18 protein-coding genes are annotated in these 18,600 nt (G+C 64.6%); 6 read left to right on the forward strand and 12 right to left on the reverse strand.

Annotation, left to right across the window (positions count from 1 at the left end):
- Window positions 1-30 precede the first annotated feature (30 nt).
- Window positions 31-978, forward strand: coding sequence for an ABC transporter substrate-binding protein (locus tag ACGYK9_RS14400; protein ID WP_394411492.1), 948 nt, complete (start codon window positions 31-33; stop codon window positions 976-978).
- A gap of 62 nt (window positions 979-1,040) precedes the next feature.
- On the forward strand, window positions 1,041-2,486 hold the full coding sequence (gene xylB / locus ACGYK9_RS14405) for a xylulokinase (protein WP_394411489.1): 1,446 nt from the start codon (window positions 1,041-1,043) through the stop codon (window positions 2,484-2,486).
- Window positions 2,487-2,541: 55 nt separating this feature from the next.
- On the opposite strand, the gene ACGYK9_RS14410 is transcribed toward xylB, so the two are convergent.
- Genes ACGYK9_RS14410 through ACGYK9_RS14420 form a run of 3 tightly spaced genes read right to left on the reverse strand, consistent with a single transcriptional unit; the run spans window position 2,542 to window position 6,217 of the window.
- Window positions 2,542-4,731 (reverse strand): molybdopterin cofactor-binding domain-containing protein, encoded by a 2,190-nt coding sequence (locus ACGYK9_RS14410; protein WP_394411486.1) that lies wholly within the window; start codon window positions 4,729-4,731, stop codon window positions 2,542-2,544.
- Window positions 4,728-5,714 carry an FAD binding domain-containing protein gene (locus ACGYK9_RS14415; RefSeq protein ID WP_394411483.1) on the reverse strand — a complete coding sequence of 329 codons (987 nt, stop codon included), beginning with the start codon at window positions 5,712-5,714 and terminating at the stop codon, window positions 4,728-4,730. Before ACGYK9_RS14415 ends, ACGYK9_RS14410 begins: the two co-directional genes overlap by 4 nt.
- Window positions 5,711-6,217, reverse strand: a complete 507-nt coding sequence (locus tag ACGYK9_RS14420) for a 2Fe-2S iron-sulfur cluster-binding protein (RefSeq protein WP_394411480.1) — start codon at window positions 6,215-6,217, stop codon at window positions 5,711-5,713. The genes ACGYK9_RS14415 and ACGYK9_RS14420 overlap by 4 nt, the downstream gene beginning before the upstream one ends.
- Window positions 6,218-6,463: 246 nt before the next feature.
- Between ACGYK9_RS14420 and ACGYK9_RS14425 the strand changes: the two genes are divergently transcribed.
- The gene (locus tag ACGYK9_RS14425; protein ID WP_394411477.1) at window positions 6,464-7,690 is read left to right on the forward strand and encodes a glutathionylspermidine synthase family protein; all 1,227 of its coding nucleotides are present in this window, start codon (window positions 6,464-6,466) and stop codon (window positions 7,688-7,690) included.
- Window positions 7,691-7,729: 39 nt separating this feature from the next.
- Complete coding sequence (locus ACGYK9_RS14430) at window positions 7,730-8,308, forward strand: DUF1190 domain-containing protein (protein ID WP_394411474.1); 579 nt, start codon at window positions 7,730-7,732, stop codon at window positions 8,306-8,308.
- A 14-nt stretch (window positions 8,309-8,322) separates the two neighbouring features.
- On the opposite strand, the gene ACGYK9_RS14435 is transcribed toward ACGYK9_RS14430, so the two are convergent.
- Genes ACGYK9_RS14435 through ACGYK9_RS14445 form a run of 3 tightly spaced genes read right to left on the reverse strand, consistent with a single transcriptional unit; the run spans window position 8,323 to window position 10,235 of the window.
- Window positions 8,323-8,481, reverse strand: coding sequence for a peptidase M23 (locus ACGYK9_RS14435; RefSeq protein WP_073037890.1), 159 nt, complete (start codon window positions 8,479-8,481; stop codon window positions 8,323-8,325).
- Between the two features lie 38 nt (window positions 8,482-8,519).
- Window positions 8,520-9,347 (reverse strand): 3-keto-5-aminohexanoate cleavage protein, encoded by an 828-nt coding sequence (locus ACGYK9_RS14440; protein WP_394411471.1) that lies wholly within the window; start codon window positions 9,345-9,347, stop codon window positions 8,520-8,522.
- A gap of 24 nt (window positions 9,348-9,371) precedes the next feature.
- Window positions 9,372-10,235, reverse strand: a complete 864-nt coding sequence (locus ACGYK9_RS14445; RefSeq protein ID WP_394411469.1) for a 3-hydroxyacyl-CoA dehydrogenase NAD-binding domain-containing protein — start codon at window positions 10,233-10,235, stop codon at window positions 9,372-9,374.
- Window positions 10,236-10,322: 87 nt separating this feature from the next.
- Here ACGYK9_RS14445 and ACGYK9_RS14450 point away from each other — a divergent pair, with 87 nt between their 5' ends.
- Window positions 10,323-11,048, forward strand: coding sequence for an SDR family NAD(P)-dependent oxidoreductase (locus ACGYK9_RS14450; protein WP_394411466.1), 726 nt, complete (start codon window positions 10,323-10,325; stop codon window positions 11,046-11,048).
- On the opposite strand, the gene ACGYK9_RS14455 is transcribed toward ACGYK9_RS14450, so the two are convergent.
- The 4 genes from ACGYK9_RS14455 to ACGYK9_RS14470 form a co-directional block, all read right to left on the reverse strand.
- Window positions 11,049-11,957 carry a LysR family transcriptional regulator gene (locus tag ACGYK9_RS14455; RefSeq protein WP_394411463.1) on the reverse strand — a complete coding sequence of 303 codons (909 nt, stop codon included), beginning with the start codon at window positions 11,955-11,957 and terminating at the stop codon, window positions 11,049-11,051. It abuts the gene before it with no gap.
- A gap of 78 nt (window positions 11,958-12,035) precedes the next feature.
- A complete protein-coding gene (locus ACGYK9_RS14460) occupies window positions 12,036-13,217 on the reverse strand; it encodes a LarC family nickel insertion protein (RefSeq protein WP_394411460.1) in 1,182 nt (393 codons plus the stop codon).
- Window positions 13,217-14,530, reverse strand: a complete 1,314-nt coding sequence (locus tag ACGYK9_RS14465; protein WP_394411457.1) for a lactate racemase domain-containing protein — start codon at window positions 14,528-14,530, stop codon at window positions 13,217-13,219. Before ACGYK9_RS14465 ends, ACGYK9_RS14460 begins: the two co-directional genes overlap by 1 nt.
- 24 nt (window positions 14,531-14,554) lie before the next feature.
- A complete protein-coding gene (locus ACGYK9_RS14470) occupies window positions 14,555-16,102 on the reverse strand; it encodes a UxaA family hydrolase (RefSeq protein ID WP_394411454.1) in 1,548 nt (515 codons plus the stop codon).
- 92 nt (window positions 16,103-16,194) lie between these two features.
- On the opposite strand from ACGYK9_RS14470, the gene ACGYK9_RS14475 reads away from it, so the two are divergent.
- On the forward strand, window positions 16,195-16,971 hold the full coding sequence (locus ACGYK9_RS14475) for a GntR family transcriptional regulator (RefSeq protein ID WP_394402883.1): 777 nt from the start codon (window positions 16,195-16,197) through the stop codon (window positions 16,969-16,971).
- Between the two features lies 1 nt (window position 16,972).
- Here ACGYK9_RS14475 and ACGYK9_RS14480 read toward each other — a convergent pair whose 3' ends face one another.
- Window positions 16,973-17,683 (reverse strand): ribonuclease activity regulator RraA, encoded by a 711-nt coding sequence (locus ACGYK9_RS14480; RefSeq protein WP_394411451.1) that lies wholly within the window; start codon window positions 17,681-17,683, stop codon window positions 16,973-16,975.
- Window positions 17,680-18,591: a dihydrodipicolinate synthase family protein gene (locus ACGYK9_RS14485; protein ID WP_073037906.1), complete on the reverse strand. Its 912-nt coding sequence runs from the start codon at window positions 18,589-18,591 to the stop codon at window positions 17,680-17,682. The genes ACGYK9_RS14480 and ACGYK9_RS14485 overlap by 4 nt, the downstream gene beginning before the upstream one ends.
- Window positions 18,592-18,600: the final 9 nt, after the last annotated feature.

The raw sequence follows: 18,600 nt of genomic DNA on the forward strand, positions 1-18,600 counted from the left end.
GTAGTTGAACGCTTCATGGGAGGAGCAAATATGACATTTACCAAAACATTTATTGCCACCGCGCTGGCCACGGCTGTTGGCACCGCCGCCTTTGCCCAAGACACCAAAGTCATCGGCGTGTCGATCCCGGCGGCGACCCACGGCTGGGCGGGGGGCATGAACTTCCACGCCAAGGAAACCGTCGAACGTCTGGAAGAGGTCTATTCCGATCTCGACTTCGTTCTCGCCACCGCGTCGGACCCCGGCAAACAGGTGAACGACATCGAAGACATGGTCGCCACGCGCAACATCGACGCGCTGGTGGTACTGCCCTTTGAATCCGACCCGCTGACCCCGCCGGTGCAAGCCGTGGCCGACAGCGGTGCATGGGTCACCGTGGTGGACCGTGGCCTTTCCGTTGAGGGCATCCAAGACCTTTACGTTGCGGGCGACAACAGCGGCTTTGGCAAGGTGTCGGGTGAGTTCATGGCCCAGCAAATGCCCTATGGCGGCGACATCGTCGTGCTGCGCGGCATCCCCACCACCATCGACAACGAGCGTGTCGAGGGTTTCAACGCGGCGATCGAAGGCTCCGGCATCAATGTGCTCGACATGGAGCATGGCAACTGGAACCGCGACGACAGCTTTACCGTGATGCAGGATTTCCTGTCGAAATACCCCAATATCGACGCGGTTTGGGCCTCGGACGACGATATGGCGATTGGCGTGCTGGCGGCGATCGAAGCGGCAGGGCGTGACGATGTGAAATTCGTGCTCGGCGGGGCCGGCATGAAAGAGATGATCAAGCGTACTGCCGATGGCGATGAAATGATCCCGGCAAATGTGACCTACCCGCCGTCGATGATCGCCACCGCGATTGAGCTGACCGCCGTGGGCCTCACCTCCAACGCGCCGGTCTCGGGCACTTTCGTGATCGGCTCGGTGCTGGTGACGCAAGAGAACGCGATGGATTTCTACTATCCCGACAGCCCGTTCTAATGGCCAAGGCCACCGGCAGCCTGCCGGTGGCTCCCTCTCATTTGTGAAGTAACGAGTACCGCATGACCTATCTCGGCTTGGACCTTGGCACCTCGGGCGTCAAAGCGCTTTTGATTGACGAAGGCCAACGGCCCTTGGCCGAGGGTCATGCCCCATTGGAGGTTCAGCGCCCGCACCCGATGTGGAGCGAGCAAGACCCCCATTCATGGATCACCGCCTGCGAGAGCGCCATCGCCGAGGTCCGCGCCGCGGCCCCGGAGGCATTCGCGGCGCTGCGCGGCATTGCCGTCTCGGGCCAGATGCATGGCGCCACGCTGCTGGATGCCAATGACCAGCCCCTGCGCCCGGCGATCCTGTGGAACGATGGCCGCGCCCATGCCGAATGCGCGGAACTGGAAGAGCGCGCCGATTTTCGCGGGCTGGGTGGCAATATCGTCATGGCAGGCTTCACCGCGCCCAAGCTGCGATGGGTGCAAAAACATGAGCCGGAGATTTTCGCGCAGGTCCGCAAGGTCCTGCTGCCCAAGGACTATGTCGGCCTATGGCTGACGGGAGAGCATGTCTCGGAAATGTCAGACGCGGCGGGGACGCTCTGGCTCGATGTGGAAAAACGCGATTGGTCGGATGAACTGCTCGCCGCCACGGAGCTTAGCCGCGATCACATGCCGCGATTGGTCGAAGGCAGCACGCGGGCGGGCGGGCTTCGGGCCGGGCTTGCCGCTCAGTGGGGTGTCGGCAACGTCACCGTCGCGGGCGGCGCGGGGGACAATGCCGCTACCGCCGTGGGGCTGGGGCTGGTGCAGCCGGGGCAGGGGTTTCTGTCGCTCGGCACCTCTGGCGTGCTTTTCACCGTGACCGACCGTTTCGCCAGCAACACCGCAAGCGCGGTGCATAGTTTTTGCCACGCGGTGCCGAAGACCTGGCACCAGATGGGGGTGATCCTATCGGCAACCGACGCCTTGGCATGGCTGGGCCAGATCACGGGGCAAAGCCCGGCGGCGCTGGCGGGCATGGTTCAGGACCTGCAACAGCCCTCCGCGATCACCTTCCTGCCATACCTCTCGGGCGAGCGGACGCCGCATAACGCCCCCGATGCCGCCGGGGCCTTTCACGGGCTGCGCCGCGCGCATGGGTTGCCGGATATGGTGCAGGCGGTGATGGAGGGGGTAGGCTTCGCCTTTGCCGACTGCTGTCGCGCCCTCGATCACTGTGGTTCCCTGCCCGAACGGGTCTGCGTGGCGGGCGGCGGCAGCCAGTCGGAGATATGGTTGCAGATGATTGCCGACATCACCGGCCTGACCCTTGATGTGCCCGAAAGCGGTGCGCAGGGCGCGGCGCTCGGTGCGGCGCGGCTGGCGATGCTGGGCGGTGGCGGGGCGGCGGAGGCCAAGGTGATCCGCCCCCCGAAGATACGCAAAAGCATCGCGCCCAACCCCGCGCTCACCTCGGCCTATGCGGAGCGCTATGCCGACTTCCGTGCGGCTTGGGAACAGCGGCTGGCGCAGTAGGCATCAAGCGCAAGACCGGCAAGAAAAGGGGCGGCCATCAGGCCGCCCCCTCTCATCACATCCCGGCAATCACCTTGTCCAAAGTGGCGGGATAGTCGCGCACCCGCACGCCGGTGGCGTTGTAGATTGCATTGGTGATCGCTGCCGCCGCGCCACAGATGCCCAATTCGCCGATCCCTTTGGCCTGTAGCGGGTTGGCCCAATCGTCCCGCTCTTCCAGCAGATCGACGGTCAGCTGCGGCACATCCGCGTTCACCGGGATGTGGTATTCCGCAAGGTTGTGGTTGGCCACATGGCCGTCGCGCGGGTCAAAGGCCAGCTCCTCGGTCAGTGCGATGCCGATGCCAAAGGTCATGCCCCCCAGACATTGTGACCGTGCCGTCTTGGCGTTCAGGATCCGCCCGGCAGCAAAGGTGCCATGCATCCGCCGCACCCGCGTCTCGCCCGACGCGGCATGCACCGCGACCTCGGCGAAATAGGCCCCGAAGGTGGCCTGCCGCACTGCCTCAGAAGTATCGCCGGGCTGGACGTGACCCACTTTGGCAATCTCATCCCCGTTCAGGATATCGCTCAGGCTGCGGGTCTGGTTATCAAACGTCGCCATGCCGTCTTTTAGCGTGAGGTCGCCTTCCTCCACCTCCAGCCTTGCGGCAAGTTGTTTGCGTATCGCCTCGCAGGCCAGATAGACCGAGGTGCCGCTCGACGACGCGCCCCACGACCCGCCCGAGCCTGAGGCCGGGGGCAGGGTGGTATCGCCCAAGACCACGTCGACCGCATCGCGCGGCAGACCCATCATATCGCCTGCGATTTGGCCCAAGATCGCATAGGTGCCGGTGCCGATATCGGTCATATCCGTTTCGACCCGCAGGCGGCCATCGGGCATCAGCGTCACGCGGGCTTGGCTCTCCATCAACACGTTCACCCGCGCGGCGGAGGCCATGCCATAGCCGATCAGCCATTCCCCCTCGCGCCGCTCCTTGACGCCGGGGCGGTCGGCCCAGCCGAATGTCTCGGCCCCGCTGTCGAGGGCCTCTCGGAAACGGCGAGAGGAGAATTCCTTGCCGCTTTCGGGGTCCTTCTCGGGGATGTTGCGGCGGCGAAGCTCGACAGGGTCCATGCCGATCTTATCGGCCAGCTCATCCATCGCGCCCTCGAAAACGGTGACGCCCACCGCCTCGCCCGGCGCGCGGACGGAGCCTGCGCAAAGCCGGTGCACCCGCGCCAAATCCATCGACATCTTGCGGTTCGCCCCGGCATAGAGGAAATGCGACGCCTGCAAGACCGGCTCGGCAAAGCTCTCTCCGGGCAGGTTGGACACCCGCGCGTCATGGCCCAGACCGGTCAGCCGACCTTCGGCATCAGCGGCAAGGCGCACCCGCTGCGTGGTCTCGGACCGGCGCATCGTCGCCTCATAGACCTGCTGGCGATGCAGCGCGACAGAGACCGGGCGGCCCACCTCTTTCGCGGCAATCGCCGCCGCGACGGCCTCGGGCGCGATGCCGAGTTTCGACCCGAAGCCGCCGCCGACATAGGGCGACAGGATGCGCAGCCGGTCGGGGTGGATGCCCAAGGCATCGGACAGTTCATTGCGGTTGTATTTCAGCATCTGATAGCTGCCGCGCAGGGTCAGGTCTTCCCCATCCCATGAGGCGATGGAGGCATGCGGCTCCATCGGGGTGCTGGAATGCGACGGGGTGGTGTAGGTCACATCGACCGAGAAAGCGGCCTGAGCCATCGCGCCCTCCAGATCGCCCTGATCCAGCGTTTTCGCCTCTTGCGGTTCAACCGCCGCCGTTGCGGGATCGACCGGCATGACCTCGCCGTTCTCCAGCTCGACCTTCAGCGATTGCGCCGCATGTCGGGCCTGTTCGAATTCCTCGGCGACGACCACGGCGATCAACTGACCGAGGTAGGCGGCCTGTTCCGGCCCTTGAATCGGCGCTTGGTTCGCAGTGCCTTGGGCCGGGTTGCGCAGCAGGCGCGCGTCTTGGATCACGGCCAGCACGCCCGGCATATTCGCCACGGCATCGCGGTTGGCCAAGACCACGCGGCCACTATTGCCCGGCGCGCGGACCATGACGCCATGCACCATGCCTTCGACCTGCCATTCGTTGGCATAGGTCGCCGTGCCGGTCACTTTCAGCGGACCCTCGGGGCGGTCTAGCGGCGCACCGACAAGACCCTGTGCCATATCATCGAGCCTGCGGGCGGTGGCGGGCGCGTCCATCTTGAATTGCTCGGTCATTGCTGGGCCTCCGCAGTAAGTTCGTTCAGCACCGACACCAGCGTGCGGCGGGCGAGGGGGATTTTGAAATCATTCGCGCCATAGCCCTTGGCCTCGGCCAGCAGCAGATCGGCGGCTTTGTTGAACAGGTCGTCCGACGGCGCTTCGCCCGTCAGCAGATCCTCCACCTCGGCATTGCGCCACGGTTTCGGCGCCAGCCCGCCAAAGGCCAGATCGGCGCGGGTGATCCGTCCGTCTTCCATCTCGACGATCCCGGCGACCGAGACGAGAGCAAAGGCATAAGAAGCCCGGTCCCGCACCTTGCGATAGGTCTGTTTTCCCGTCACCGGCGCAGGCAGCACCACGGCGGTGATCAATTCGCCCGGCTCTAGAACGGTCTCTTGATCAGGCCGCTCTCCGGGCAGCAGGTAAAGCTCATCAAGCGTCAGCCGGCGCGTGCCGCCGCCTTCTTTCAGCGTCTCCACCTCGGCCCCGAGCGCCCGCATGGCCACGGCCATGTCGCTGGGATGGGTGGCGATGCAATGCTCCGAGGTGCCCAAGACGGCGAGGATGCGGTTAAACCCCTCCTTCGCCGAACAGCCCGTGCCCGGCTCGCGTTTGTTGCAGGGCATGGCGCGGTCGTAGAAATACAGGCAGCGCGTGCGTTGCAGCAAATTGCCGCCAGTCGTCGCCTTGTTGCGCAACTGCCCGCTGGCCCCGGCCAGCAACGCGCGGCTTAGCACCGGCCAACCCTTGCGCAGGCGGGCGTCATTGGCCAGATCGCTGTTGGTCACTAAGGCCCCGATGCGCAGCCCGCCATCTTCGGTCTCTTCGATCTCGCCAAGGTCGAGCCGGTTGATGTCGATCAGCGCCTCGGGGGTCATGACCTCCAGCTTCATCAGATCGAGAAGGTTGGTGCCCCCGGCGATGAAGGTGCCACCGCTGGCTGCTTGCCGCGCGGCGGCTTCGGTATTTTCGGCGCGGGTATAGTCGAATGGTCTCATGCGTTTTCTCCCGCCGCTTTTCGGATCGCCTCGACGATGTTGGGATAGGCCGAACACCGGCAGAGGTTGCCGCTCATCCGTTCCGAGATCTCTTCCGTCGTCAGCGCAGGCTTGCCGCTCAGGTCATCGGTCACATGGCTAGGCCAGCCCTCTGCGATCTCTTCCAGCATCGCGGTGGCCGAGCAGATTTGCCCTGGCGTGCAATAGCCGCATTGGAACCCGTCTTCGCTGACAAAGGCTTCTTGCAGCGGGCTGAGGTTCCCGGGCGCTCCGATGCCTTCGATGGTGGTCACCTCATCGCCGTCATGCATACAGGCCAATGTCAGGCAGGCGTTGATCCGGCGGCCATTCACCATGACCGTGCAAGCGCCGCATTGCCCGTGATCGCAGCCCTTCTTGCTGCCGGTCAGTCCAAGATGGTGGCGCAGCGCATCCAGCAGCGTCGTGCGGGGATCGAGATCCAGCCGCTGCTTCGTGCCATTGATGGTCAGATTCGTTTCCACGGCAATTTCCTTTGGCTAAATGGGGGCGGAGGAGCGGCCCCCTCCGGCTATCGGCTGCTTCGGGACGTAGGGCGGCGTGGATGAGCGGCAAGCGGGTGTGGCTGGTGGGGTTCGGGCAGTGCAATTCTATAACATAATCATGATTACGAGGCTTGTGGCTGCGCAGCGGCGCGTCCAACCATCCTCCCTCTGGCCGCTTGGCGCAAAGCCGATTAGAAGCGAGGTCGAAACCGGGGGAGCGAACCGTTGCAAAAGATCACATTGCCCGAAAGACCCGATTGGCGCGCCCATGCGCAAGAGGCCGGCTTTACCTTTGCCGATATGCATGGCGAACCCTATTGGGACGAAACCTCGGGCTATGCATTCACCCTCACCCAGATCGAGAATGACATCGAAGACCCTTCGACCGAGCTTCACGCCATGTGCCGCGAGGCCGTGGCCAAGATCATCGCCAGCGAAGAGTTGATGTCCCGGCTCGCCATTCCAGAGGCCCACCGTGACCTCGTGGCCGACAGCTGGCGCCGGGGCGATCCTGAGATCTATGGCCGTTTCGATCTGGCCTATGACGGCACAAACCCGGCCAAACTGTTGGAATATAACGCAGATACACCGACCTCGCTTTACGAAAGCGCGGCCTTCCAGTGGCAGTGGCTTGAGGACCAGTTGAAAGCAGGCGTGTTGCTCGAGGGCACGGATCAGTTCAACGGCATTCATGAGGCGCTGGTCGCCCGTTTTAGCGATGTCTTCGAGCAGGACAGCGATCTGCATTTCACCGCCGTGGCCGACAACCCCGAAGACTACGGCACCGTCGAAGCCATGGGCTGGGCCGCACGCGAGGCTGGGCTGGGCGCGCATTTCTGCGATCTCGACAAGATCGGGCTGAGCGACGATGGCCACTTCCTTGATGATCAAGACCGCCGCATTGCCGTTCTGTTCAAACTCTACCCTTGGGAAGACATGCTGCGCGACGACTACGCCGCCCATATCCAAGGCTCGGGCTGTCTGTTTCTGGAGCCTGCGTGGAAAGCGCTTTTGTCCAACAAGGGCCTTCTGCCCGTGCTATGGCAGATGTTCGAAGGCCACCCCAATCTGCTGCCCGCGTTTTTCGAGGCCGATGTGGCCGATGCGCTCGCCGGACGCGGCCCCGCCGCCCCCGCCTGCGCCGACGCCTTTGACCGTGCCGCGGCGGAACTGGCCGAGGCGCATGTGCGCAAGCCGATCCTTTCGCGCGAGGGGGCGTCGGTCACGATCCACCAATCTGGCAAGGTGATCGAACAGTCGCAAAACGCCGACTACGCCGAACATCCGCGCATCGTGCAGGCCTATGCCCCGCTGCCCACCTTCGACGGCTTCCGCCCGGTGATCGGCTCGTGGATCGTGGGCGAGACCTGCGCGGGCATCGGCATCCGCGAAGACCGATCGCGCATCACGCAGGATTTGTCACGCTTCAAACCGCACTACATTCTGGCATAGCCCACCGCTCCGCCGCCCCTTGGCAGAAAGACGACCATCATGACCAAACGCTCGAAACGGGTTTCCATCGCCATCGTCGGCGCCGCCGCCTTCACCCTTGCCGGCTGTGAGGAGGAAAAGGTCGACGCCGCCGCCTTCCCCGACCTGCAAAGCTGTCTTGCCGACGCCGCGCGCGGCGGGATGTACAGCGAGCAGGAATGCGAAACCGCCTTTGACGCGGCGCAAACCCTTCATGTGGAATCCGCCCCGCGCTACGATAGCCTTGAGGTCTGCGAAGAGCAGCATGGCGAAGGCGCCTGCGGCTCGGAAGAGGCAGCGACCCAAGGCGGATCGGGCGGCATCTTCATGCCCCTGCTAGCGGGCTATCTGATCGGCAATATGATGAGCAACCGCGCCGGCATGGCGGTGGCGCAGCCGCTTTACAAAACCTCCGATGGGCGCTTTACCAATGCCGCGCGCTCCAGCACCTATTCGACAAATCGCGGCGCGGCCAAGCTCAGCACCTCGCAATTTACCCGCCCCAGCACCACCATCGGCAAAACCCCGATGACCCGTGCCACCGCGGCATCGCGCGGCGGCTTTGGCCGGGCTGGCGGATCGCGCGGCTTTGGTGGCTGATCGGCGCTGACGCCTTACTTGCGGCGCAGCACCGCCGCGGCAAGGATCACGATCGCCAGCGACAGCATCGCCACCGCCCAGAATGGATCGTTGCCATGGGGATGCACATGCGCGCCCTCATGCGCCGCCAGCGGTGCGGCAAAGGTGGCGAGGGCGAATGTCAGTTTCTTCATCTCAATCTCCTTGATCTATCACGGTGGACCGGGCGGCCTCAGGCCAGCCCCAGAATCTCACGCGCCTGCTGCGCGGTGGCGACAGGGCGACAGGCCTCTGCGCAGATCTCGGCCGCGCGGGTCACGAGGGCGGCATTGGAGGGGGCGAGGGTCTGTTTGTCCAGCCGGATGTTGTCCTCCAGCCCCGTCCGCAGATGGCCCCCCGCGGCGGCGCACCATGCGTTCAACTCGGCCTGATGCCGCCCGATCCCGGCGGCGCACCACGGGATATCGCCGAAGAGCCGTTTGACGGTTTTGATATAGAAATCAAAAACCTCCCGATCCGCTGGCATGGCGTTTTTCACGCCCATGACGAATTGGATATAGGGCCGGGCGGGGATCTTGCCCGCCTCCGCCATCGCCTTGGCCTGTAGGATGTGGCTGAGGTCAAAGACTTCGATCTCGGGCAGCACGCTATAGGTCCTCATCTCTTCCGCCAGCCAATCGACAAGCTCGGGCGGGTTCTCATAGACGCGGTTGGGAAAGTTGTTCGACCCCACCGAAAGCGAGGCCATATCGGGCCGCAGCGGCAGCATCCCGCCCCGGTTCTTGCCCGCGCCCGAACGCCCACCGGTTGAGAATTGCACGATCATGCCGGGGCAATGTTCCCGCAGCCCTTCTTGCAGCCGCGCAAAACGGTCGGGGTCCGCCGTGGGGGTGCCATCGGCGGTGCGCACATGGGCATGGCAGATCGTCGCCCCGGCCTCGAACGCGGCATGGGTGCTTTCGATCTGTTCGCTAATGTCGATCGGCACCGCCGGGTTGTCGGCCTTGGTCGGCAGCGATCCGGTGATGGCCACGCAGATGATGGCAGGAGTATCGGTCATGGGTGTCCTCGGCTTTCTGGAAAATCAATCGGCGCTGTCGCGGGCAAGGGCGATGACACGGCGGAGGGCTCCCTCCGTCGGGCCTGAGCTCTCCCCCTCGGGCCAGTCGTAGAACCCCTTACCGCTGCGCTTGCCAAGATGCCCCCGCTCGACCAATGCGGTGAGACTGGACGAAGGGTCGTGCCGGTCGCAAAGGTCTGGGTAGAGGTATTCGGCGATGCTCAGATGGGTGCCCAGCCCGTTCAGATCGCGCTGGCGGAACGGGCCGGAAAGCGCCATGCGCACGCCGACGGACCATTGCACGATCTCGTCGATCTCCGCCGGGCTGGCGACCCCTTGGTCCACCAAATGCAGGCATTCGCGCATGATGGCATGCTGAATGCGATTGGCCACGAAACCGGGCGGCGCGTGATCGAGCCGCACGGGCCGCCGGTCCAACCCGCGCAGCAGGGTCATGACCTCGGCGCAAAGCCCTTCGGGCGCGTCTTGTGCTGCGACGACTTCGACGGCGGGGATCACATCGCCGGGGTTGAAGAAATGCGTGATCAAGGCGCGTTCCGGTCGGGCCATTTCCCCCGTCATCGCTTCCAACCTCAGGCCTGAGGTGTTGGACAAGATCGGCGCACCCTCCGGCACGGCCCCTTCCAAAGCGGCGAGCACGCGGCGTTTCAGCGCGAGGTCTTCCGGTACGCATTCCAGCGCGAGATCGGCCTGCCCTGCCTTCTCCAACGCGGCGCAAGCGGTCGACCCCGGCACCGTGGCCAAAAATGCCTCACGGGCGGCCTCGGTCGGGTCGACCGCTTGGACCGTCCAGCCGTGCTGGCCAAAGAGCCTGCCGATGGATTGGCCCATCGTGCCCGCCCCCACGATGATGATGCCTTTGGCCATGTAATCCCCCTCCCGGATATCAGTTGTTTACTTATCACCAGAGCGTAGTGATAAGTAAACAGCAAATAGGAAAAAGGATGCCGCCCCGTGACCCAAGACCCCTCTCCGCGCCATGCGCTCGTCACCGGCGGGGCGCGCAACATCGGCCTCGGCATCGCGCGCAGGCTGCGTGAGGACGGCTGGCGTGTCTTCGTGCTGGATATCGAAGCCCCCGAAGACCCCGCGCTTCGGGCGGATGCGCAGCGGGTGGATCTGACGGACATCGCGGCGACCACGGCTGCCCTCCGACACATCCTCGCGCAGGGGCCGGTGACCTGTCTGGTCAATAACGTCGGTATCGTGAAGCCCGCATCCTTCGACACCGTCGACCTCGACGATTTCGACCCCATCATGCATCTGAACCTGCGCCCCAGCATTCTGGCGGCGAAACTGGTCGTGCCGGGAATGCGCGCGGCGGGGGCTGGGCGGATCGTGATGAACACCAGCCGCGTGACCAAGGGCAAGATCGACCGCACGCTCTATTCCGCAAGCAAGGGCGCGATCCAGTCGATGGCGCGGACTTGGGCGCTGGAACTGGCGCGCGACGGGATCACCGTGAACTGCGTCGCCCCCGGCCCCATCGCCACCACCGCCTTTTGGGAGAACAACCCGGAAGACGCGCCGGAAACCCGCGCCATCGTCGACGCGGTGCCGATGGGCCGAATGGGAACACCTGAAGATGTGGCGCAGGCGGTGTCCTTCTTTGCCGATCCGCGCAGTGGCTTTATCACCGGGCAGACGGTCTTTGTCTGTGGCGGCACGGCGGTCGGGTAATCAGCCCTCGGGCTCTAGGGCCGCAAGCAACCTGCGCAGGACCGGATTGCGCGCATCGCGCAGATAGGCCAGCCCGATCCGGCTTTGCACTTTGGCGTCGCGGATCGGCAGGAAGGACACGCCCGCATCCTTCATCCGCGCGGCGGAGGCGGGGACGAAAGCCACCCCCAGACCCGCCGAGACGAAGTTTACGATGGCGGTGAACTGCGGCGCGCGATGGGTCACGCGGGGGGCGAAACCGGCATCGGCGCAGAGTTGATAGGCGCAGGCGGCAAAGCCCATGTCGGGGCCAAGGTGGCTGAAGATGAAACTCTCCTCGCGCAGCGCCGCCATGGCAACGGAAGGCACCTCGGCAAGGCGGTGATCGGGCGGCACGGCCAGCAGGATATCCTCGGTATGAACCGCGCGGGTGGCCAAATCCTCTGGCACGCCGGAAAGCGGCAGGCGCACAAAACCCGCGTCGAGCCTGCCCGCCACGATCTCGGCGATTTGCAGGTCCATGTCCAACTCGCGCAGGATCAGGTCCACATCCGCAGCGCCCGCGCGCAACTCGCGCAAAAGCCGCCCCAGAATGCCCGCGTAAGAGGCCGAGCCGACATAGGCCAGTTCAATCCGCCCGCGCTGGCCGATCCGAGCGGCCTCGGCCACCGCCTCGACCCGCTGCGCTTGTTGCAACAGCGCGCGGGCTTCGGGCAACAGCGCCTTGCCGAAGTCGGTCAGCATCACCCGGCGGCGATTGCGGTCAAACAGCAGCGCGCCGCCAAAAACGGTCTCAAGGTGTTTTAACTGTTGCGTCAGTGCGGGCTGCGCCACGCCAAGATTGGCCGCCGCTTGGCCAAAATGCAGCGTTTCGGCGATGGCGACAAAGACCTCATATTGGCGCAGCGTTGCGCTGAGTTGCTTTTCCATGCGGTCCTCTGAACTGGTATCAGAGGATTTTCACACGCGGCCCGGTGATAAGCAAGTTAGATCACCGGGCGGCGGCACCTAGACTTCGGCGGCGCGGGCACGTTTGCGGCGGTCGTGCAGGGTCTCGGCATCGGCCAAATCATCGCTTTCGACCTTGGTGGTTTCCTGCCCACTTGGCCGCTGCGCACGCTTGCGGCGGAGCGGCCCGCTGTCATCACTCTCCCGCGGGAGGATCAAACGCTCCACCCGTGTCCGGCGCAGGCCGAGCGTCGAGGTCAGATCAAAGACCCGCGCCGCGATCCGGTCGGCAGCCTGCGGCTGCACCAACACCTCAAGGCGCGTCACCGGGCGGGATTTCTTGCCCTGCCCGTTCAGCATCAGCAGATCGACCGCGCCGTCCATCGCCCGTAGACGGTCCACCGCCGCGCCGAGTTCTTCGCCCGTCATGTCGTCGATATCACAGGCGAATTGCACCAGACTGTCTTGGGCGATACCGCCCGAGGCGGTGTCAAAAACGCTGACCCGCAGGATATTCGGCAGGCCCTTCATCACCCGCATACCCGCGCCCGACCCGGTACAGCGCAGCCGCCCCGGTGGGCGGCTGGCGGTGGGGCTGCCGCCAGTGACATGCGCAAGGATCGCAGCACCCGTGGGGGTGACCCTTTCACCCGCAACGCCATCGTCATGCCAGTCGTAGCCCTGCAAAATCAGCGCGGTCGCCGGTGCGGGAACGGGCAGTTTGCCATGCGCCGTTTCCACCAGCCCGCCGCCCAGAGGCAGTGGGGCGAGCGAGACGGTCGCCCCCGACAGCGCGGCGCAGATGCTGCCCGCGGCGGTCACGTCCATCAGCGCGTCCCAATCCGCGATCTCGTGAAAGTGCACCCGGTCGATGGGGATGTCGTGCACCTGCGCTTCGGCCTCGGCAATCCGGCGGAGGATCGCGCAGGCGGCCTGAGCCGTGCCCTCGGACAGCGGCGCGTTTTCCAAAAGTTCGCGCATCGCGCGGTAGGTCGTCTCGGCCCCGTGGCGTCTGGCTGCATCGGGTGCGGCCAGCACCAATTCGAACCGCCGCGCGGTGATGCCCGAAGCCACATGTTCGCTCAGTTCCGCATGGCCCACCTCGGCCGGAAGCACGGCGGCGACATCGGCCAAGGCGCGTTCGGCCAGATCGGGGAAGGCATGCAACATCGCCGCGATGAACATATCCCCCGCCGCCCCGCCAACGGGGTCGAGGTGTAGGTGAAGCCCCTGCCCCCGCATCAATGCCCCTCCGGCCAAGGGTTGCGCAGCAGGCCGCCGTCGAACTGCATCTCTTGCAGATCGCCAATCACCTCAAGCCCCGGACGGTCGCGCAGTTCCGGCAGCATCGCCTCAGAGGCATAGAGATACTCAAGCTTCAGCGTGTTGGGAATGCGGAGAAGCCGGACCTTGGTGATATCCTCGGCCCCGCAGGTCTTGACCGCTGTCTGGATCGCGGTGCGGTCGCAGGGCATGACCATCGGGATTTTCGACTGTTTCAACACCTGCGAGGTGATGGCATTGGCATAGACCGCCTCGCGGTCGAAGTCCTGTTCCAACCGCTGCGTGATCACATCCGCCCGCGCCGCGCCATTGCCGTTGCCATTGCTGCGCGGCGACAGGCCAAGCGCCACCAGCCGCGAGATATGCAGATGGACCTGCATCTTCTCGCTCGAAAACCGATGGGTGATATTGGGGTCCATCCCGGTGCCAGAGAACTCCTTGCCGATCTCATCCACCACCAGCACATCCAGATCGCCCGAGGCCGAAGGCGCGTCCAGCGGCCCCAGCGGCAGGCGGGGCATGTTGCGCATAGCCTCTTGCAGATAGGGCGCTTCGGCCTCCAGCATCCCGTCGCTGTCAAGCGCCACGACCTGCGCCAGCCCGTCATAGGCATTCTCAATCGTGCCGATGCCAAACAGCACCTTGCAGCGCGCCAGCTTCATCCGCGCCATTTTGGCCACGAAGATGCCGACGTTATCGATGCCACGGGAATGGCAGGTTTCGGCCCCCGATTGCTTGCCCAACCCGATCGAGAGCATTTTGGCCAGCCCGCTTTCGTTTGGCGCGCGGAAAGAGGTATGCGGCTTGATCCGGTTGAACAGGATGATCCCATCGGCGGCATTGGCGTGGCGGTCCATCCGCACCGACATGCCGTTGTCGAGCACGCCGATCTCATCGGTTTCCATCGAAGAGCGGATTTCGCAACCGAGGCTCTCTTCGGTCACGCCCAGTTTCGCCAGCAGCGCGGTCTGCCCCTCTGCGGTGGCGCCGCCGTGGCTGCCCATGGCGGGCACGACGAAGGGATGCGCCCCGCGCGCGCGGACCTCGGCCACGATGGCGGCCAGCAGTTCCGGCAGGTTCGCCAGCCCGCGGCTGCCTGCGGTGATGGCGATGGACATGCCCGGCTTGATCTTGCCCGCGCAATCGGCCTGCATCGCCTCTGCCACGGCGGCGCGCGGGTCGTCGATCTGGGTCGCGGCAAAAGTCTGACGGCAAAGCGCCATGCGCGGCAGCGGCGTATCCTCGACCAGTTTCACATAGTTCGGTTTCATCTGCGCTGTCCCCTTCGACATCTGTTACCCCGTGACCCCAATCGGCCAAGGCGCGAATTCCTCTTCGCCCACGCCGAGCGCTTCGGATTTGCTTTGCTCGCCCGAGGCGATGGCAAGGATGCGCTCGAAGATCGTTTGGCCCAGCTCCTCTAGGCTCTGCTCCCCGTCGATCACGGTGCCACAGTTGATGTCCATATCGTCCTGCATCTTGGTGAACATCGGCGTGTTGGAGGCGAGTTTGATCGTCGGTGAGGGGTAAGAGCCAAAGCAAGACCCGCGCCCGGTGGTAAAGCAGATCAGGTTCGCACCCCCCGCGATCTGCCCGGTGGCCGAGACGGGATCGAAGCCGGGCGTATCCATGAAGACCAGCCCCTTTTGCGTCACGGGTTCGGCATAGCGGTAGACCTCCATCAGCCCCGTGCTGCCGCTTTTCTTGGCCCCGCCGAGCGATTTTTCTAGCACATTTGCCAGCCCGCCTGCCTGATTGCCGGGGCTGACCACGCCGTTGATCTGCGTGTCGCGGCCCTTGGTATAGTCCAGCCACCAATCCATGCGTTCGACCAGCTTGCGCCCCACCGCTTCACTGCAGGCGCGCCGGGTCAGCAGGTGTTCGACGCCAAAAATCTCGGGCGTTTCCGAAAGGATCGCCGTGCCGCCGTTGCGCACGAGGATATCCGCCGCCGCCCCCAGACCGGGGTTGGCCGAGAGCCCCGAAAGCCCGTCCGACCCGCCGCATTGCATCCCGATGGTGATATGTTTCGCCGAACAGGGCGCACGCCGGACGGCGTTGGCCTGATCCAGCATTTCGCGCACCGCTTCTTTGCCTTCGGCAATCGCGCGGGCCGTGCCGCCGACATGTTGCATGGTGACGCAGCGCAGCATCTTGCCTTCGGCCAACCCCTCCTCTTCAAAGAATTGGGCGAGGTTGTTGCGCTCACAACCCAGCGACAGCACCACGGCCCCGGCCAGATTGGGGTGGCGGATATAGCCCGAGAGTGTGCGGCGCAGCAGGTCCATCGGCTCGCCCGTGAGCTCCATTCCGCAGCCGGATTCGTGGATGAAGGGGATCACCCCGTCGACGTTCTCCCATGTCTCCATCCGCTCTTCGTCGAAGTAATTGGCGATCTTGCGCGCCACGGTGGCTGAGCAGTTCACCGTGACGAAAAGCCCGATGTAGTTGCGCGTGCCCACCCGGCCATTCGCGCGGCGGATGCCCATGAACTGCGCGCGATCTTGCGGTGGCAGCAGCTTGGTCGGGGTATAATCGCGGGCAAAGGCATAGTCTTTGTCGACCGCGTCGAACTTGATGTTATGGCTGTGCAACCAATCGCCTGCGGCGATCTCTTCTGCCGCATAGCCGATCACCGTGTCGAATTTTAGGATCGGCGCGCCGCGTTGGATTGGGCGGATCGCGATCTTGTGACCTTGGGGCGTATCATGGTTGGCACGCAGCCCGTCTTGCGGCAATACCGCGCCACGGGGAACCGCCGCGGTTGCCACGACCACGTTATCCGTCGGTGACAGCAGCATCACCTTTGCGCGTCTGTCCTCTTGCATGGTCTGGCTGTCCATTGGAAGCTCCCCTCCCTCGGGTGTCGAAAAAACCGCTTCGGTAAGATGTCATTAACTGATATATTAGATTTAAAAGCTATGGAAGAGCCCGCATGACCGCATCGAAGAAACCCGCCGCGCAGAGCGCACAGACCCTTGCCAAAAGCATCCTTGGCGGTGGGGCCGACTTGGGTCTGTTTGAGGGCGGGCCCACGGGGCGCGGGGTTTACGCCACGCTGCGCGATCAGATCGTAAGGCTCGACCTGCCGCCCGGTACGCCGCTGCTGCGCGCCGAACTGGCCGAGACCCATGGCGTCAGCCTGACGCCGCTGCGCGATGCGCTGCAACAGTTGGCCAAAGAAGGGCTGGTCAAGATCTACCCGCAATCGCGCACGCTGGTCACGCCGATCGACATGTCGGCAATCCGCGAGGCGCAATTCATGCGCATCGCGCTTGAGACCGAAGTCGTGCGCCGTTTGGCCGCCGAGATCGCGCCCGAAGCCCTCACCCGTCTGCGCAGCATCGTCGCTTTGCAAAGCAGCATCTCGGACCAACCCGGCGATGTGCCGACCTTTCAGGAGTTGGACGAGGTGTTTCACCAGACCCTCTTCGTGGCGGCGGGCCATGTGCAAAGCCAGCGCATCATGCGCAGCCATGCGGGCCATTTGGAACGCCTGCGCCGCCTGCATCTGGACGACATCGATGAGGCGGGCCGCATTCTGAACAACAAGGACGTGATCGGCGGCCACAGCCGGATCCTCGACGGGATCGAAGCGGGCGATGCCCCTGCCGCGATGGAGGCGCTGCGCCAGCACCTACAACGCACCGTTGACCGCATGACCGAGAAGCGGGCGGCTTTCCCGGAGTATTTCACCCCGGAAAAGCCTTGATTCAGCGGTTGTTGGCCTTGCGCCATTCCGCGAATTTATCGAGGTTTTCTTGCTTGGTGCCCGGATAAAGCCCGATGATCCCCGCGCCGCCTTTAACTTGTTCCACGACGAAATCTTCATAGGCGGTCATCTCGACAGCCTCTTCGGCCACCTCTTCGGCGATATCCGCGGGGATGATGATCACGCAGTCGTCGTCGCCCACCACGATATCACCGGGAAAGACCGGGGCATCGCCGCAGCCCACGGGGCAGTTGATCTCAATCGCCTCATGCAGCGTCAGGTTCGTGGGGCTGGAGGGCCGCGCGTGATAGGCGGGGATCTCAAGCGCGCCGATGGTCGCCGCATCGCGCAGGCCCCCGTCGGTCACCACACCCGCCGCGCCGCGCATCATCAGCCGGGTGATCAGGATGTCACCGGCGCTGGCGGCGCGGGCATCCTTGCGGCTGTCCATCACCAACACATGGCCCTCCGGGCAGGTCTCGATCGCGACGCGCTGCGGATGTTCGGGATTGCGGAATTCGACCAGTTGGTTGCGGTCTTCGCGGGCGGGCATATAGCGCAGGGTGAAGGCCGGTCCGACCATGTTGCGCCCCTTGGCGGCAACCGGACCGACCCCCTGCACCACCTGATTGCGCAGCCCGCGCTTATACAGCGCCGTCGCCAATGTCGCGACCGAGACCGCTTGGAGTTTCTCGCTTAGTTCGGGGCTCATGCCGCCTCTCCCTTCAGTTGATTGTCTTTCACGAATTGATCCAACACCGCCTGCTGCTGTTCCGTCAGCGGCCATGCGGAAGGCGGGCGCGTGGGGCCGCAATCCTGTCCGATGGCCATAAGGGCGGCTTTGACGCCGGTGACATTGGTGCCGTTATGCTCTTCCGCGCGGATGTCCTCAAAGGCGCGCATCCCGGCGATGAGGCGGTTCGCTTCGCCGTAGTCGCCTGCGTCGAGTGCCGCGTGGATGGCGACCGAGCGCTCGGGCCAGACGTTGATCAGGCCCGAGGTGAAGCCCCGCGCCCCCACGGCATAGAGCGGCGGCGCCCAGACCTCGGCCAGACCGCCGACCCAGACGATGTCTTTCGGCGCCGCTTCGATCGCGCGGGCAAGGTTCAAGGGGTTCGGCGTGGCCCATTTGACGCCCTTCACCCCGTCGACCTCGCACAGCCGCGCGATGCCCTCGGGCCCCATCGCGTCATTGCGCAGGTACAGCATTACCGGCAGCCCGCCCGAGGCATCCCGCACTGCGCGCACATAATCGACCGTACCACGGGGGGAGACGAAGGGATCGGGCGGCTGATGGATCATCAGCGCATCCGCCCCCGCCTCAGCGCTTGCCTTGGCCAGTGCACAGGCATCGCGAATGCCGCGCCCGACCCCCGCAAGCAGCGGCGCGCGCCCATCGACCATCTGCGCCACCTCGCGCACCATGGTGCAGGCCTCATCATTGGTCAGCGCGTAATATTCGCCGGTATTGCCGTTCACCACCGGGATATGCACCCCGGCGGCAAGTGCGCGGTCGATGATCGGTGCCAGCTTGCGCGGCGCGATCTCTCCGCCTGCGTCATAGGGCGTCACAAGGATGCCCGAGATGCCGGTAAGCGCTTTCGATAGATCATGTGTCATTGCCAGCCC

This window comes from Sulfitobacter sp. 1A15258 (assembly GCF_043557045.1).
GTDB classification, from domain to species: Bacteria; Pseudomonadota; Alphaproteobacteria; order Rhodobacterales; family Rhodobacteraceae; genus Sulfitobacter; species Sulfitobacter faviae.

Excerpts from the sequence above, each read along its gene's own strand:
- ACGYK9_RS14400 (WP_394411492.1), top strand. The coding sequence starts at position 31 with ATGACATTTACCAAAACATTTATTGCCACCGCGCTGGCCACGGCTGTT.
- xylB (WP_394411489.1), top strand. The coding sequence starts at position 1,041 with ATGACCTATCTCGGCTTGGACCTTGGCACCTCGGGCGTCAAAGCGCTT.
- ACGYK9_RS14410 (WP_394411486.1), bottom strand. The coding sequence starts at position 4,731 with ATGACCGAGCAATTCAAGATGGACGCGCCCGCCACCGCCCGCAGGCTC.
- ACGYK9_RS14415 (WP_394411483.1), bottom strand. The coding sequence starts at position 5,714 with ATGAGACCATTCGACTATACCCGCGCCGAAAATACCGAAGCCGCCGCG.
- ACGYK9_RS14430 (WP_394411474.1), top strand. The coding sequence starts at position 7,730 with ATGACCAAACGCTCGAAACGGGTTTCCATCGCCATCGTCGGCGCCGCC.
- ACGYK9_RS14435 (WP_073037890.1), bottom strand. The coding sequence starts at position 8,481 with ATGAAGAAACTGACATTCGCCCTCGCCACCTTTGCCGCACCGCTGGCG.
- ACGYK9_RS14440 (WP_394411471.1), bottom strand. The coding sequence starts at position 9,347 with ATGACCGATACTCCTGCCATCATCTGCGTGGCCATCACCGGATCGCTG.
- ACGYK9_RS14445 (WP_394411469.1), bottom strand. The coding sequence starts at position 10,235 with ATGGCCAAAGGCATCATCATCGTGGGGGCGGGCACGATGGGCCAATCC.
- ACGYK9_RS14455 (WP_394411463.1), bottom strand. The coding sequence starts at position 11,957 with ATGGAAAAGCAACTCAGCGCAACGCTGCGCCAATATGAGGTCTTTGTC.
- ACGYK9_RS14460 (WP_394411460.1), bottom strand. The coding sequence starts at position 13,217 with ATGCGGGGGCAGGGGCTTCACCTACACCTCGACCCCGTTGGCGGGGCG.
- ACGYK9_RS14465 (WP_394411457.1), bottom strand. The coding sequence starts at position 14,530 with ATGAAACCGAACTATGTGAAACTGGTCGAGGATACGCCGCTGCCGCGC.
- ACGYK9_RS14470 (WP_394411454.1), bottom strand. The coding sequence starts at position 16,102 with ATGGACAGCCAGACCATGCAAGAGGACAGACGCGCAAAGGTGATGCTG.
- ACGYK9_RS14475 (WP_394402883.1), top strand. The coding sequence starts at position 16,195 with ATGACCGCATCGAAGAAACCCGCCGCGCAGAGCGCACAGACCCTTGCC.
- ACGYK9_RS14480 (WP_394411451.1), bottom strand. The coding sequence starts at position 17,683 with ATGAGCCCCGAACTAAGCGAGAAACTCCAAGCGGTCTCGGTCGCGACA.
- ACGYK9_RS14485 (WP_073037906.1), bottom strand. The coding sequence starts at position 18,591 with ATGACACATGATCTATCGAAAGCGCTTACCGGCATCTCGGGCATCCTT.